This is a genomic window from Frankia sp. R82 (genome assembly GCF_023716925.1).
Classification (GTDB): Bacteria; Actinomycetota; Actinomycetes; order Frankiales; family Frankiaceae; genus Frankia.
This window is the reverse complement of sequence record NZ_JAMQQG010000068.1, coordinates 1-13,127: the sequence shown is the minus strand read 5'-3', so window position 1 is coordinate 13,127 and position 13,127 is coordinate 1. Positions and strand designations below refer to the sequence as shown.

Here is a 13,127-nt window from a genome sequence, read left to right as displayed (position 1 = left end):
CCGCGGGGGCGAGCGCGACCCCCGCGGTCAGCAGGACGGCGGCGAGCAGCCGGGCGCGAGCGGGCGGGCGTGGCCCGCGGCGGAACGCGGTGGAGCGACGTCTCGCTGGCGCTCGCACTCTCCGCATCGGCACGATCGCGGACAGTAGCAGAACTGTTGCGTGTCGTCGGCTGTCCGCGGCGCGGTGCCGCGGCCCTGGTCGGGTTCACCCGTCAAAGGTGAGGCCTAGTGGCGGTAGGACGGGGCGTCGGCGAGGCGGGCGAACGCGTCTGCCCAGGTCGGCGTGTCCGCTCCGGCCGGGGCGGGCCAGAAGGCGAAGCGGGCGTCGGTCATCGCGGAACCGAGCTGGCGCATTGCGGCGAGATGGGCCTCGCTGCGGACGAAGGCGTCGAGCGCGTCCCGGTCGGTCCAGCGGGACAGCGTGTAGTACTCGCGCCGCAGCGGACGGGCGACCAGGGACATGCCGAGCGCCCCCGGCGCGGTCAACAGGGCCCGCCGCACGGTCAAGGACTGGTGCAACACCGCGATCGTCTGCCGGCGTGACCGCAGCACGAACAGGGAGGCCATCGTCTCGGCTGAGGCGGTGCTCGCCGCTGAGGCGGTGCTCGCCGGGGTCCAGGGGAGTGTCGGCATGGCGGGTCTCCGGGTGGGAAGGGTCGAGTGTGACCGTCCGTTTCAGATTGTCACCCCAATAGTATGAAGAAGACCGTATTAGTCAAGCCGTATCATTGGGATGGTGGAGGAGATTGCGCTGACGCCCGTGTCCTACCTGGTGCTGGGGGAGATCGCCCGCCGGGGGAGTGCCACACCGTACGACCTGAAGGTGGGCGTGGCCGGGTCGGTGGGCCACTTCTGGTCGTTTCCCCATGCCCAGCTCTACAAGGAGCCACCGCGGCTGGCCGCGGCCGGGCTGCTGGTCGAACAGCGGGAGGACGGTGGGCGTCGGCGCCGGATCTTTCGGATCACGGAGGCCGGCCGTCGCAGGCTCGAGGAGTGGTTGGCCCGCAGCGACGCGGGGCGCACCGAGCTACGCGATCCGGGCCTGCTCCGGCTGGCCTTCGGCGATCTTGCCCGCCCGCAGGACGTCACCCGGCTGGCCCGCGAGCAGGCTGACGCACACCGCGCCCAGCTCGCGGTGTACCGCCAGCTCGCGGCACTGCCGTCACCGGAGATGGTGTGGTCGTTGCGCCAGACTTTGGAGCTCGGTCTTGCCTATGAGCGTCTTGCGGTGGAGTTCTGGGATCGGGTTGCCAGCGGGTCCGGCCGGACCGCCGGGTCTCGCGGGACCGAGCCTGGTGGGCCGGTGGAGTCAGCGGGCGGCGCGGCGGCGGCCTCGGGAGCGTAGGTAGTCGCGGATGACGTAGTTGCCGAGCGTGTTCGGGTCGGGAGAGAAGATCCGGCCGCCGTTGCGCCGGGCCATCTCCTCGACGAACTGCACCAGCCGCGGCTCGTCGTCGAGCATGAACACGTTGACGGTGACGCCGCGCCGGGTCAGCTTGTCGACCTCGGCCAGGGTGAGCTCGAGGGTCTCGGGCGTCGGCGGCCAAAAGAACGACGGGGTGCCGTCGCGTAGCAGGTGGGCAGTCGGCTCACCGTCGGTGACGACCATGACGATCGGCTCGGCCTGCGGATACCGGCTGAGCAGCCGGCCGGCGATGAGCAGTGCGTGCTGCAGGTTGGTGCCTTGGACCATCTCCGAGTCCAGCCCGGCGAGCTCGACCGGACGCAGCTCGCGGGCGTAGTTGGAGAACCCGATGATGTGGATCTTGTCCTGGGGAAAGGACGTGCTGACCAGGGTGTGCAGCGCGAGCGAGGTCGACTTCGCGATGCCCCAGGTGCCGCGCAACGCCATCGAGTAGGACAGGTCCACCAGCAGGCAGACCGCCGCGGTGGTGCGCCGCTCGGTCTCGGCGACCTCGAAGTCGGCGACCGTGAGCCGGACCGGACGGCCCGGTCCCGTCGGACCGCCACGCAGCACGGCGTTGCGCACCGTGCGGATCACGTCGATCGGCTGGGTGTCGCCGAACTGCCAGGCCCGGGACGTGCCGAGCAGGTCGCCGGCGGATCCGGCGTCGGTCATGCCGTGGTCGCCACGACCGCGGGCGGAGACCTGACGGAAGATGCGGGCCAGCGCCACCTGCCCGATGCGGCGCACCGCCCGGGGGGTGAGTTCGAGGTTGCCGGCCCGGCGGGTGATGAACCCCTGGCTTTCCAGCTCCCGCTCGACCTGCTGCAGGCTGCGCAGATCGTCGACGGCCGAGCGGCCGAGCGCCCGGGCGACGGCCTCGGGGTCGACGTCCTCCAGCGAGGCGCCAGCGTAGTCCTGGCCGAGGCTTGCGGCCAGTTCGTCGAGTTCGGCCAGTTCCTCAAGCGCGCTGGTGGCGTCACCGAATCCCAGCGGCTGCTCACCGGTGAGGCCCTCGCCCAGCCGGGAGCCGCGCCCGCGGGCCCGTCCGCCCCAGTTCAGGTCGGGGCGGGCCGCCCGCAACGCCTGATCCAGGCGGGACATCTCGGCGGCAAGCCCAAGGTCCTCCCGCGCGGTGGACATCAGATCGGCGAGTTCGGCCCGTTGCTGTGGGGTGAGCCCGGCGAGCAGGCGGGCGGCGGCGGCGGCCCGGCGGGCCAGTGCGTCGACGAGTTCGGCCAGCGACCGGGGCTGTTCGGGGAAGAATTCGCCGTGTTCCTGCATGAACTGCTCGAACGCCGTGGTGGTGTCCTCACCACGGACGTCCGCCTCAAGCAGTGCGTTCAGCGCGGCGATCATCTCGCGGATGCGGGCGTAATCCTCGGGACCGGCCTGTTCGAGCGCCTGCTTCATGCCCTTGAACTGGGCATCGAGGACCTCTCGGCGCAGCAGCTCGGAGATCTGCTCATACGTCTCGCGGGCCTGTGGCGAGCGCCAGTCGTAGTCGGCGAGCGCGCGCACGGCCCGGGCGGGGTCGGACGGCAGGGTGTCGAGTTCGGCCTCGTGCAGCCGGGCGGCATCGGACGGGTCGGGGAACAGTGCCGCCCGTTCCTGGCCGATCGCGGTGTCCAGCAGCCGGCGGACCTCTGCCAGGGTGCCGTCCATCCGCCCGCGTGAGCGGGCCTCCCGGCGGCGGCGTTCGATCGCGCGGCGCAGGTCGTCCAGCCCGCGGCGGCCGGGCATCCCGCGGCGCAACAGAGCCTCGAGCGCCTCGCGGGGGGTGCGTCCCTCAAGGATCTGGCGGGACATCTCGTCCAGCGCGTTGGCCGAGGTGAAGGGGGAGGCGAGCGGGTCGGGCCCGCCGCCGAACGGGCTGTAGCGGAACGTGCCGGAGCTCACCGTGGTGTCCTTCCGGTTCTCGGATGGCTTCCCGGGCTGGGACGTCCCAGGCCCGGGCCGCGAACAGCCCGCGGTCGGGTCACGAGCCGCCGTAGACCGTTCGGCCGGGCAGTTCCTCCTTGGCCAGCCGACGGTTGAGGTACAGGCCCTCCATCGCGAGTTCGAGCGCGGCGGCGGCGAGGCCGGGCGATTCGGCGCCGTCCACTCCGAGTCGGCTCAGGATCGCGGCGAGGCCGGGTACCGGCCCGACCCGACGCAGCAGCTCCAGGGCCGGGACGAGCTCACCGGTCTCGACCGGGCCGTCGTCTTCGAAACGACGCTGCAGGCCGGTGAGATCCGCGCCGGCCAGCCGGGCGCGGAAGGTCTCGGCGATCGCGCGGCGCAGCAGCAGCGCGAGCACCTCGTCCTCGCGGCCCTCCTCGAGCTGGTCGAACTCGACCTTGCCGCGCACCGCCGGAACGATCGAGGCGAGGTCGACCACCCGGGCCGTGGCCGTCTGCTCGCCGGTCAGCGCCGCGCGGCGCACGGCGGAGGCGGCCACCGTCTCGGCGGCGGCGACGGCGAGCCGGGCCGACACGCCCGAACGCTGGTCGACCTGCGGCGCGTCGCGGACCAGTCGGGTGAACCGGGCGACCACCTCCACCAGGTGATCGGCGAGCTCAGGCGTGCCCAGCGGAGAACCGGCCCAGCTGACCGCCGCCTCCTGACGGATCAGCGTCAGCTCGTCGGCCAGCACCAACGGGTAGTGGGTGCGGACCTCGGCGCCGAAGCGGTCCTTCAACGGGGTGATGATCCGGCCCCGGTTGGTGTAGTCCTCGGGGTTCGCGGAGGCGACCAGCAGCAGGTCCAGTGGCAGACGCAGCAGGTAGCCGCGGACCTGGATGTCGCGTTCCTCGAGCACGTTGAGCAGCGAGACCTGGATGCGCTCGGCCAGGTCGGGCAGCTCGTTGATGCTGAAGATGCCGCGGTTGGTCCGCGGGACCAGGCCGTAGTGCACCGTCTCGGGGTCGCCCAGGGTGCGGCCCTCGGCGACCTTGACCGGGTCCACGTCGCCGATCAGGTCGCCGACGCTGGTGTCGGGAGTGGCGAGTTTCTCCCCGAACCGTTCGTCGCGGTGACGCCAGGTGACCGGTAGATCGTCTCCCTGCTCGGCGGCGAGAGCCCGGCAGCGACCGCAGACCGGCGCGTACGGGTGGTCGTTGATCTCACATCCGGTCACGACCGGTGACCATTCGTCAAGCAGGCTGACCAGCGTCCGGATCAGGCGCGTCTTGCCCTGCCCGCGCTCACCGAGGAAGACGATGTCGTGGCCGGCGAGGATCGCCCGTTCCACCTGCGGCAGCACGGTCTCGTCGAACCCGACGATGCCCGGGAACCGGGGCTGCTCGGCACGCATCGCGGCGACCAGGTTGTCCCGCAGCTCAGCACGCACCGAGCGGTGCACGTGCCCGGCGCCACGAAGTTCACCGAGCGTTGCGGCCTTCGGGGTTGCGGTCGGTGGGACGGAATGACGGGGCGGTTCCGGCAGATCCTCCACGGGTCGACGGTACGTCGGCGTCGCCCTGTGCGCAGCAGAGTCGACGTCCGTCCGCTGCGGGCGTAGTCCCCTGACCGGCCGGCGGCGGGCGGTGGCGGCGTGTGACGAATCGTCCCGCTCGCCCCGGAACAGGCCGAGAGGTGTCCCGCGGGACCCGCGGGACACCCGGTCGCAAGCGGGCCACGACTTCCGCCACAAGCCCTGTCACCTGCGATTCACCTGCGATGGCGGGCACGCCGGCCGACCGCCGTCGGACCCAGGGGAGTCGACGCGGCTCAGCTGGCGTACGGCGCGACCGAGACGATCTCGACCTTGGCCGAGCGGCCGTTGGGCAGGGTGTAGCTCACCGTCTCACCGGCCTTGCGACCGGTGACGGCACCACCAAGGGGTGAGGCGGGCGAAAAGACGTCGATCGTGGTGCTGTGGTCCTCGCGTGACCCGATGAGGAACTTCTCGGTCTCCCGCTCCCCGGGGAAGCGCACCTCGACGACGGTGCCCGGCCCGGCCTCGCCCCTGGTCGTCGGCGCCTCGCCGACCTGGGCGTCCCGCAGCAGGTCGGCGAGCTGGCGGATCCGGGCCTCCTGCTTGCCCTGCTCCTCCTTGGCCGCGTGGTACCCACCGTTCTCGCGCAGGTCACCCTCCTCCCGAGCGGCCTCGATCTTGGCGGCGATCTCGGTGCGCCAGGGGCCGGTCAGGTAGTCGAGCTCGGAGCGAAGCCGGTCGTATGCCTCCTGGGTGAGCCAAGTCTGCTGCGTCACGCGGGTCACGCTCCTCGGTGAACATCAAAAGGGTCATGATAGCAAAATAGATCAAGAAAATCGGGGTATGCCCGCTGCCTACCCGCAGCGTTTCCGGGCCGGCGGCAACCCCCGGACCAGCAGGATCACGCTCGCCTGAATCTTGGCCCGGCCTGCGCCGGGCCCAACCCGACGCCAATGTCGGTACGCCGGCCGGCGACATGCTGCACCCGCCGCCGCGTGTGCGGACGGTGTATTGTGCCACGGCGTTGGGTGACTCTTCCAGATCAAACGTCAGACGAACCCGGGAGGTTTCCTCCCGGCGGCTACTGCCCGGGCGTGGCGGCCACTGCCCTGGCGGCCAGCGTGGCGCCGGGCCTGCGACCGGCCGGCCTGGCCGGACCCGTGCCTGCCGGTCCCGCCGAGCACAGCGTTTCGTCAAGCACAATGGTCGCATGGCTGCGGTCGACGAGCGGCATGGCCTGCGTCTCATGGCCATCCACGCACATCCGGATGACGAGTCCAGCAAAGGCGCGGCAACGATGGCGCGCTACGTGAGCGAGGGTGTGGACGTCCTGGTCGTCACCTGTACGGGGGGGGAGGAGGGCAGCATTCTCAACCCGGCGATGGACACGCCGGGCGTCGTCGAGCGGATCGCCGAGATCCGCCGCGAGGAGATGGACAACGCCCGCCGCATTCTGGGCGTCCGTCAGGAGTGGCTCGGTTTCCAGGACTCGGGCCTACCCGAAGGTGACCCGCCCCCACCCCCGCCGCCCGGGCGTTTCGCCACGATCGAGCTGGCGGACGCGTCCCGCCCGCTGGTCCGGCTGATCCGCACCTTCCGCCCGCAGGTCATCACGACCTACGACGAGTCCGGCGGCTATCCGCATCCCGATCACATCATGACCCACCGGATCAGCGTGGAGGCATTCGAGGCGGCCGGTGATCCGGCCCGGTACCCCGAGGTCGGCACCGAGGTGGGCCTCGATGCGTGGCAGCCGTTGAAGCTCTACTATCACCTGACCTTCCACAAGGAACGCATCCTCGCGCTGCACGAGATGATGGTGGCCCGGGGTCTGGAGTCGCCGTACGGCGAGCGGCTTTCGGAATGGGTCGACCGGGCCGAGGACGCCGGGCGACTGACCACCCAGGTGCCCTGCGCCGACTGGTTCGAGACCCGCGACCGTGCGCTGATCGCCCACGCCACCCAGATCGACCCGGCCGGATGGTGGTTCCGCATCCCGATGGACATCCAGCGCGAGGCCTGGCCGACCGAGGACTACCAGCTGGCCCGTTCCCTCATCGAGGTCGGGCAGTTGCCCGAGGACGACCTGTTCAACGGAATCTGAGTGGCCCGGCGGCCGACGGGCCGCCCGCTGCCAGGACCACAAGGTGTACCGGCAGCGGCGTAAGGTCGCAGGTGTGAACCAGATCTTGGCCGGTCCCCTGTTGGCCGCGCAGGAGCGCAATGCCGGCGGGCTCGGGCTGCTTGTCGTCGTGGGCCTGCTCGCGGTGTCCGCGGGGCTGTTCGTGATGCTGTCGCGCAGCCTGCGCCGGATGCGGGCGAACGTGGCCAGTGGTGCGTTCCTCGGCGTCGATTCGGAACGGGCGAGTGACGACGCCGTCGATCCACGCCAGGCGTTGCGACGGCGCTCGCCGATCATGCGTGGGCGGGCACCGGTGATCGACGGCGAGGTTCTCGCGGAGGGCGACGGCCCGGCTGGACTGCCCACGCAGGCCGGCCCGCCCGCCGAGCACTGAGTTCCTGGCCATACCGAGTTCCTGGTCATACCGAGTCGGTCCCTGGCCACCAGGCGGCCACTGTCGGCAACACGTGGATCGTGAGGAGTTGCCCGGTGCCCAACAAGCTTGCGGAGCAGACGTCTCCGTACCTGCTCCAGCATGCGGACAACCCGGTCGACTGGTGGCCGTGGTGCCCGGAGGCCTTCGCCGAGGCGAAGCGGCGCGGCGTCCCCGTGCTGCTGTCGGTCGGCTATGCCGCGTGCCACTGGTGTCATGTGATGGCCCATGAGTCGTTCGAGGACGTGGACACCGCGGCCTACATGAACGACAACTTCGTCAACATCAAGGTCGACCGGGAGGAGCGGCCGGACGTCGACGCGGTGTACATGGACGTCACGGTCGCCCTGACCGGGCACGGCGGCTGGCCGATGACGGTGTTCCTCACCCCGGCGGCCGAGCCCTTCTTCGCCGGCACCTACTTCCCGCCGAAGCCACGTCCGGGAATGGGATCGTTTCGCCAGGTGATGGCGGCCGTCGCGGATGCCTGGCGGGTGCGGCGCGCGGAGCTCGAGGAATCAGGTGCCGACATCGCCCGGCGGATCGCCGAGGCCGCTGCCGGACCCGCCGCCGTACTCGCCGGCGGCGCCGACGTCCCCGGTGCGTCGGCGCCGGAGGTGACCGCCGAGCTGCTCGACACCGCGGTCGCGGGGCTGTCCGCTCGGTTCGACGCGCGTCACGGGGGGTTCGGCGGGGCGCCGAAGTTCCCGCCGTCCATGGTCGCGGAGATGCTGTTGCGCCACGCCGCCCGCACCGGTGACCAGCGCAGCCTGGAGATGGTGTCGGTCACCTGCGAGCGGATGGCCCGCGGCGGCATCTACGACCAGCTGGCCGGCGGCTTCGCCCGCTACAGCGTCGACGCGACCTGGACCGTCCCGCATTTCGAGAAGATGCTCTACGACAACGCCCAGCTCCTGCGCGTCTACCTGCACCTGTGGCGGGCCACCGAGTCCGCGCTGGCCCACCGGGTGGTCACCGAGACGGCCACGTTCCTGCTCACCGAGCTGCGCACCGCGCAGGGCGGCTTCGCCTCCGCCCTGGACGCCGACGCCGTCCCCGCCGACGCCGTCACGGCTGACGGCAGGCCTGCTGGCGGCGCGTCGGGCGCCGGGCATGCTGCGCGGGCGCAGGAGGGAGCCAGCTACGCCTGGACGCCAGCCGGGCTGCGCGAGGCGCTGGGCACGGCGGACGCGGAGTTCGCTGCCGAGATCTTCGGAGTCACGGCCGACGGCACGTTCGAGCACGGGTCGTCCGTGCTGCGCCTACCGGCCGATCCGGTCGGGCCCGCGGGCCAGGAACGGTTTGCCCGGGTTCGCGCGGCGCTCGCCGCCGCCCGCGCGACCCGTCCGCAGCCGGCCCGGGATGACAAGGTGGTCGCGGCCTGGAACGGGCTGGCGATCGCGGCCCTGGCCGAGGCCGGGGCCCTGCTCGCCAGACCGGAGTGGGTGCAGGCCGCCGTTCGGGCCGCGGAACTGCTGCGTGACGTGCACCTGGTGGACGGACGGCTGCGGCGCACGAGCCGGGACGGGCGGGTCGGGACGAACGCCGGCGTCCTGGAGGACTACGGCGATGTCGCCGAGGGACTGCTCACCCTGCACCAGGTGACTGGTGACCCGCAGTGGTTGGAACAGGCCGGGCGGCTTCTCGAGATCGTTCGGACCCGTTTCGCCGCGCCGGACGGCGGCTTCTTCGACACCGCTGACGACGCGGAGGTGCTGCTGCGCCGACCGCGGGACGACTCGGACTCGGCGACGCCATCCGGTCAGGCCGCCGCCGCCGGTGCGTTGCTGACCCACGCCGCGCTGACCGGTTCCGCGGAACACCGCGAGGCCGCCGAGCGGACCCTTGCCCGCTTCGTTCCGTTGCTCTCCCGTGACGCCAGGTTCGCCGGCTGGGCCGGGGCGGTCGCCGAGGCGCTGCTGGCCGGGCCGGCAGAGGTGGCGGTGGTGGACAGTCCGGCGCTGGAACATCTCGCCCGGCTCGGCACGGCACCCGGTGCGGTCGTGGTCAGCAGCGGCCCACTGCTGACGGGCCGGACAGTACCCGGGGTGTACGTGTGCCGTGACTTCGTGTGCGGCCTGCCCGTGCATACCGCGGACGAGGTGCGTCGCGAGTTGGGCGTGAAGGTCGCCACCTGAGGACTGTGCGGCTTTTCTCGCTGACCGGGTAAGCGTGTAATCCTCGAAGGTCGGTCCAGTGGGCAGGCGGGGACGACGAGGAGACGCGACATGTCCGGTGCGCGCGGTCGGGTGTACGGCAGGGACCGACGTGAGGGGCAGGACGCATCGGACTGGCTTGCCGCCCGGATCCCTGCCGGCTGGTTCACCGGCCCGCCGGAGGTCGTCGTCGACCGAGACGAGATCACCGTGATCGGCGAGCTCGCTCCCGAGCCGGACGGTACCGACGCCGACCGAATCCGGCGGTTTCGTGAACGCACCCGGGACGAGCGGATCATGATCGCCACGGAGGCCGAGCATCGGTACGGGCGCAAGGTCGCCTGGGGGGCCGCCAGCGGCGACACCAGCGAACTGTTCACCGTGCTGTCCGTGCCGGTGATGACCCGGTTGCGGCAGCGGGAGCGCCAGGTGCTGGACACCCTGGTCGATTCGGGCGTGGCCCGCAGCCGCAGCGAGGCGCTGGCCTGGTGCGTCCGGTTGGTCGGCGACAACGCCGACATCTGGCTGCGGCAGCTGCGCGAGGCGATGGAACACGTGGAGAAGATCCGCGCCGAGGGTCCGGGTCGGCCGATCGCCCGGGGGTCGGACGGGTAGCCCGGGCGCGGCTAGAAGATGGCGAACATCAGCGCGAGGTAGTGGCACAGCGCGGCGACGAGGGTGAAGGCGTGGAACACCTCGTGGTAGCCGAACGTCGCGGGGGCGGGGTTGGGTCGTCGGGTGGCGTAGACGACGGCCCCCAGGCTGTAGCAGACCCCACCGACGAGCAACAGCACCATGGACGCGATCCCGGCACGGTGGGCGAGCTGGGGGATGACGAACACGGCCACCCAGCCGAGGGCGATGTAGAGCGGGACGATCAGATAGCGCGGCGAGTGCAACCAGAGCATCCGCATCGTCACGCCGAGCGCCGCACCTATCCACACCACGGCCAGGACGATCCGGGCCGTGGTCGCCGGCATGGCAATAAGGGCAAATGGGGTATAGGTGCCGGCAATGAATACAAAGATCATTGAATGGTCGAGGCGTTTCATCCGCGCGCGGGCGCGTGACGTCGACCACATCGTGCGGTGGTAGAGCGCACTCGTGCCGAACAGGGCGGCAATGCTCAGCGCATAAACCGCGATGCCAAGTCGAGCACGGAGCGTGGTGGCGAGGGCGACGGCAAGGAGGCCCAGGGCGAGGGCCACGGGGAATGCACCGGCATGTAGCCATCCCCGCATGCGTGGTCGCACCAGGTCACGTGGGTGGGTCGAGCGGTCCGCCTGCGGAGCCCCGGAAGGCTGCTGCGTGAGGGAAGCCACGCTCAGGACGATAACCCGTGGCTTACGGCGGCCACGAGGCGGAGTCACCACACGGCGCAACCTCCGTACCGCTGCGTGATGGATCCGACCCTTCTGTCCGCACGCTATCGCGCGACTGCGGGCGGAACGCGCGGTACAGTCTAATGATCCTGAACGTGGCCTCGCGCCCCCCTGTATCGCGGTTTTTGTCGGCTCGTCAACGAGTAAGTTCAAGGGCTGAAGTGGGCACACCCTTACAGGGCGAGAACGCGGCAGGTTTCGACTCGACCGGAGGTGTGAGCTGTGACGACCGCGGCACAGATTCCGGGGCTTGATGAAGCCCCTACGAAGCACGCCAGGCTGGTCGCCTGGGTGCGTGAGATCGCCGAACTCACCCAGCCGGATCGGGTTGAGTGGTCCGACGGCTCGGATGCCGAGTTCGATCGTCTGACCAGCCTCCTGATCGAGAAGGGGACGCTTGTCCGGCTCAGCGAAGACAAGCGTCCGAACAGCTTTTACGCCGCCTCTGACCCCAATGACGTGGCCCGGGTCGAGGACCGGACCTACATCTGTTCGGAGACGGCCGAGGCGGCCGGTCCGACGAACAACTGGATGGATCCGGCCGAGATGCGGACCAAGCTTCGCGGCCTGTTCGCGGGCTCCATGCGGGGCCGCACGATGTACGTCGTCCCGTTTTGCATGGGACCGCTCGGGTCGCATATTTCCGCGCTCGGTGTGGAAATCACCGACTCGCCGTACGTCGTCATCTCGATGCGTACCATGACCCGTATGGGCGCACCCGCCCTGGAGCAGCTCGGCGAAGATGGTTTCTTTGTTCCGGCGGTTCATTCCCTGGGTGCTCCGCTCGCTCCTGGCGAAGCAGATGTCCCGTGGCCGTGCAACACGACCAAGTACATCAGTCATTTCCCGGAAACTCGGGAGATCTGGTCCTACGGATCGGGTTACGGCGGTAACGCCCTGCTCGGCAAGAAATGCTACGCCCTGCGCATCGCCTCGGTCATGGCGCGGGACGAGGGCTGGCTCGCCGAGCACATGCTCATTCTGAAACTGACCTCGCCCGCCGGTAAGGTCCACTACATCGCCGCGGCATTTCCCTCGGCCTGTGGCAAGACCAATCTCGCGATGCTCATCCCCACCCTTCCCGGCTGGAAGGCGGAGACTGTCGGTGACGACATCGCCTGGATGCGGTTCGGCGAGGACGGCCGGCTCTACGCGGTCAACCCGGAGGCGGGCTTCTTCGGCGTTGCCCCCGGCACCGGCGAGCAGACCAACCCCAACGCGATCACCACGCTGTGGGGCAACACCGTGTTCACCAACGTCGCCCGCACGGATGACGGTGACGTGTGGTGGGAGGGTCTGACCAAGGAGCCGCCGGCGCACCTCATCGACTGGAAGGGTCGGGACTGGACGCCGGAGTCGAACGAGCCCGCCGCTCACCCGAACGCCCGCTTCACGGTCCCCGCGGGCCAGTGCCCCACCATCGCCGACGAGTGGCAGGACCCCAGGGGCGTGCCGATCTCGGCGATCCTGTTCGGCGGTCGCCGGGCCACCGCGGTTCCGTTGGTCACCGAGGCGCCCGACTGGCGGCGCGGGGTCTTCTACGGCTCCATCGTCGCCTCCGAGACGACCGCCGCCCAGGCCGGCGCGATCGGTAAGCTGCGCCGCGACCCGTTCGCCATGCTTCCGTTCTGCGGATACAACATGGCCGACTACTTCGCCCACTGGCTCGAGGTCGGTCAGAAGGCCGACCCGGAGAAGCTGCCGAAGATCTACTACGTCAACTGGTTCCGCAAGAGCCCCGAGGGCTCGTTTCTGTGGCCCGGCTTCGGCGACAACAGCCGGGTACTGGCCTGGATCATCGCTCGGCTCGAGGGCGAGGCCGACGGCGTCGAGACCCCTCTGGGCGTCCTGCCGACCCGGGAGTCGCTGCCCACCGAGGGTCTGGACCTGTCCGAGGCCGACCTCGAGGCGCTGCTCACGCTGGATGTCGAGGTCTGGAAGCAGGAGGCGAGCCTGATCCCCGAGCACTACCAGTCGTTCGGTGACCGGCTGCCCGCCGCCCTGTGGGCCGAGCACGAGGCCCTGGTCAAGCGGCTGAACGGCTGACATCACCCACGCGCGGTCTGCGTACCGCGCGCGGACGCATCTCTCCGGCCCGGGGGGGGGGGGGGCCCCCCCCCCGGGCCGGGGCGCCGGCTGGCGGGGCGGGGTGGGCCGCGGGGGTTTTGTTGGTTAACGGGTTAGGGGGTGGGGGCGGGTCCCGCCCCGCGG

At 70.6% G+C, this 13,127-nt stretch carries 11 protein-coding genes; 6 read left to right on the top strand and 5 right to left on the bottom strand.

Annotated elements, in window-relative coordinates; all coding sequences use genetic code 11:
- Window positions 1-225: 225 nt before the first annotated feature.
- Complete coding sequence (locus ND747_RS13785; RefSeq protein ID WP_251733965.1) at window positions 226-633, bottom strand: antibiotic biosynthesis monooxygenase; 408 nt, start codon at window positions 631-633, stop codon at window positions 226-228.
- 100 nt (window positions 634-733) lie between these two features.
- Between ND747_RS13785 and ND747_RS13780 the strand changes: the two genes are divergently transcribed.
- Window positions 734-1,345: a PadR family transcriptional regulator gene (locus ND747_RS13780; protein WP_251733963.1), complete on the top strand. Its 612-nt coding sequence runs from the start codon at window positions 734-736 to the stop codon at window positions 1,343-1,345.
- Here the strand turns inward: ND747_RS13780 and ND747_RS13775 are convergent.
- The 3 genes from ND747_RS13775 to greA form a co-directional block, all read right to left on the bottom strand.
- Entirely contained in the window at window positions 1,310-3,304 is a 1,995-nt protein-coding gene (locus tag ND747_RS13775; protein ID WP_251733961.1) for a hypothetical protein, read from the bottom strand. The genes ND747_RS13780 and ND747_RS13775 overlap by 36 nt on opposite strands.
- Window positions 3,305-3,383: 79 nt before the next feature.
- Window positions 3,384-4,832, bottom strand: coding sequence for a magnesium chelatase (locus tag ND747_RS13770; RefSeq protein ID WP_251733967.1), 1,449 nt, complete (start codon window positions 4,830-4,832; stop codon window positions 3,384-3,386).
- Window positions 4,833-5,116: 284 nt separating this feature from the next.
- Window positions 5,117-5,599 carry a transcription elongation factor GreA gene (greA, locus tag ND747_RS13765; protein WP_251733959.1) on the bottom strand — a complete coding sequence of 161 codons (483 nt, stop codon included), beginning with the start codon at window positions 5,597-5,599 and terminating at the stop codon, window positions 5,117-5,119.
- A 434-nt stretch (window positions 5,600-6,033) separates the two neighbouring features.
- Here greA and mca point away from each other — a divergent pair, with 434 nt between their 5' ends.
- The 4 genes from mca to ND747_RS13745 all read left to right on the top strand — a co-directional run bounded on the left by mca (window position 6,034) and on the right by ND747_RS13745 (window position 10,149).
- Window positions 6,034-6,927, top strand: a complete 894-nt coding sequence (gene mca / locus ND747_RS13760; RefSeq protein WP_251733957.1) for a mycothiol conjugate amidase Mca — start codon at window positions 6,034-6,036, stop codon at window positions 6,925-6,927.
- 73 nt (window positions 6,928-7,000) lie between these two features.
- Window positions 7,001-7,339 carry a hypothetical protein gene (locus ND747_RS13755; protein WP_251733955.1) on the top strand — a complete coding sequence of 113 codons (339 nt, stop codon included), beginning with the start codon at window positions 7,001-7,003 and terminating at the stop codon, window positions 7,337-7,339.
- A 95-nt stretch (window positions 7,340-7,434) separates the two neighbouring features.
- Complete coding sequence (locus ND747_RS13750; protein ID WP_251733953.1) at window positions 7,435-9,516, top strand: thioredoxin domain-containing protein; 2,082 nt, start codon at window positions 7,435-7,437, stop codon at window positions 9,514-9,516.
- A gap of 90 nt (window positions 9,517-9,606) precedes the next feature.
- Window positions 9,607-10,149 carry a hypothetical protein gene (locus tag ND747_RS13745; RefSeq protein WP_251733951.1) on the top strand — a complete coding sequence of 181 codons (543 nt, stop codon included), beginning with the start codon at window positions 9,607-9,609 and terminating at the stop codon, window positions 10,147-10,149.
- Between the two features lie 11 nt (window positions 10,150-10,160).
- Here the strand turns inward: ND747_RS13745 and ND747_RS13740 are convergent, their stop codons facing one another.
- Window positions 10,161-10,775 carry a hemolysin III family protein gene (locus tag ND747_RS13740; RefSeq protein ID WP_285900488.1) on the bottom strand — a complete coding sequence of 205 codons (615 nt, stop codon included), beginning with the start codon at window positions 10,773-10,775 and terminating at the stop codon, window positions 10,161-10,163.
- Between the two features lie 363 nt (window positions 10,776-11,138).
- On the opposite strand from ND747_RS13740, the gene ND747_RS13735 reads away from it, so the two are divergent.
- Entirely contained in the window at window positions 11,139-12,962 is a 1,824-nt protein-coding gene (locus ND747_RS13735; RefSeq protein ID WP_251733948.1) for a phosphoenolpyruvate carboxykinase (GTP), read from the top strand.
- Window positions 12,963-13,127: the final 165 nt, after the last annotated feature.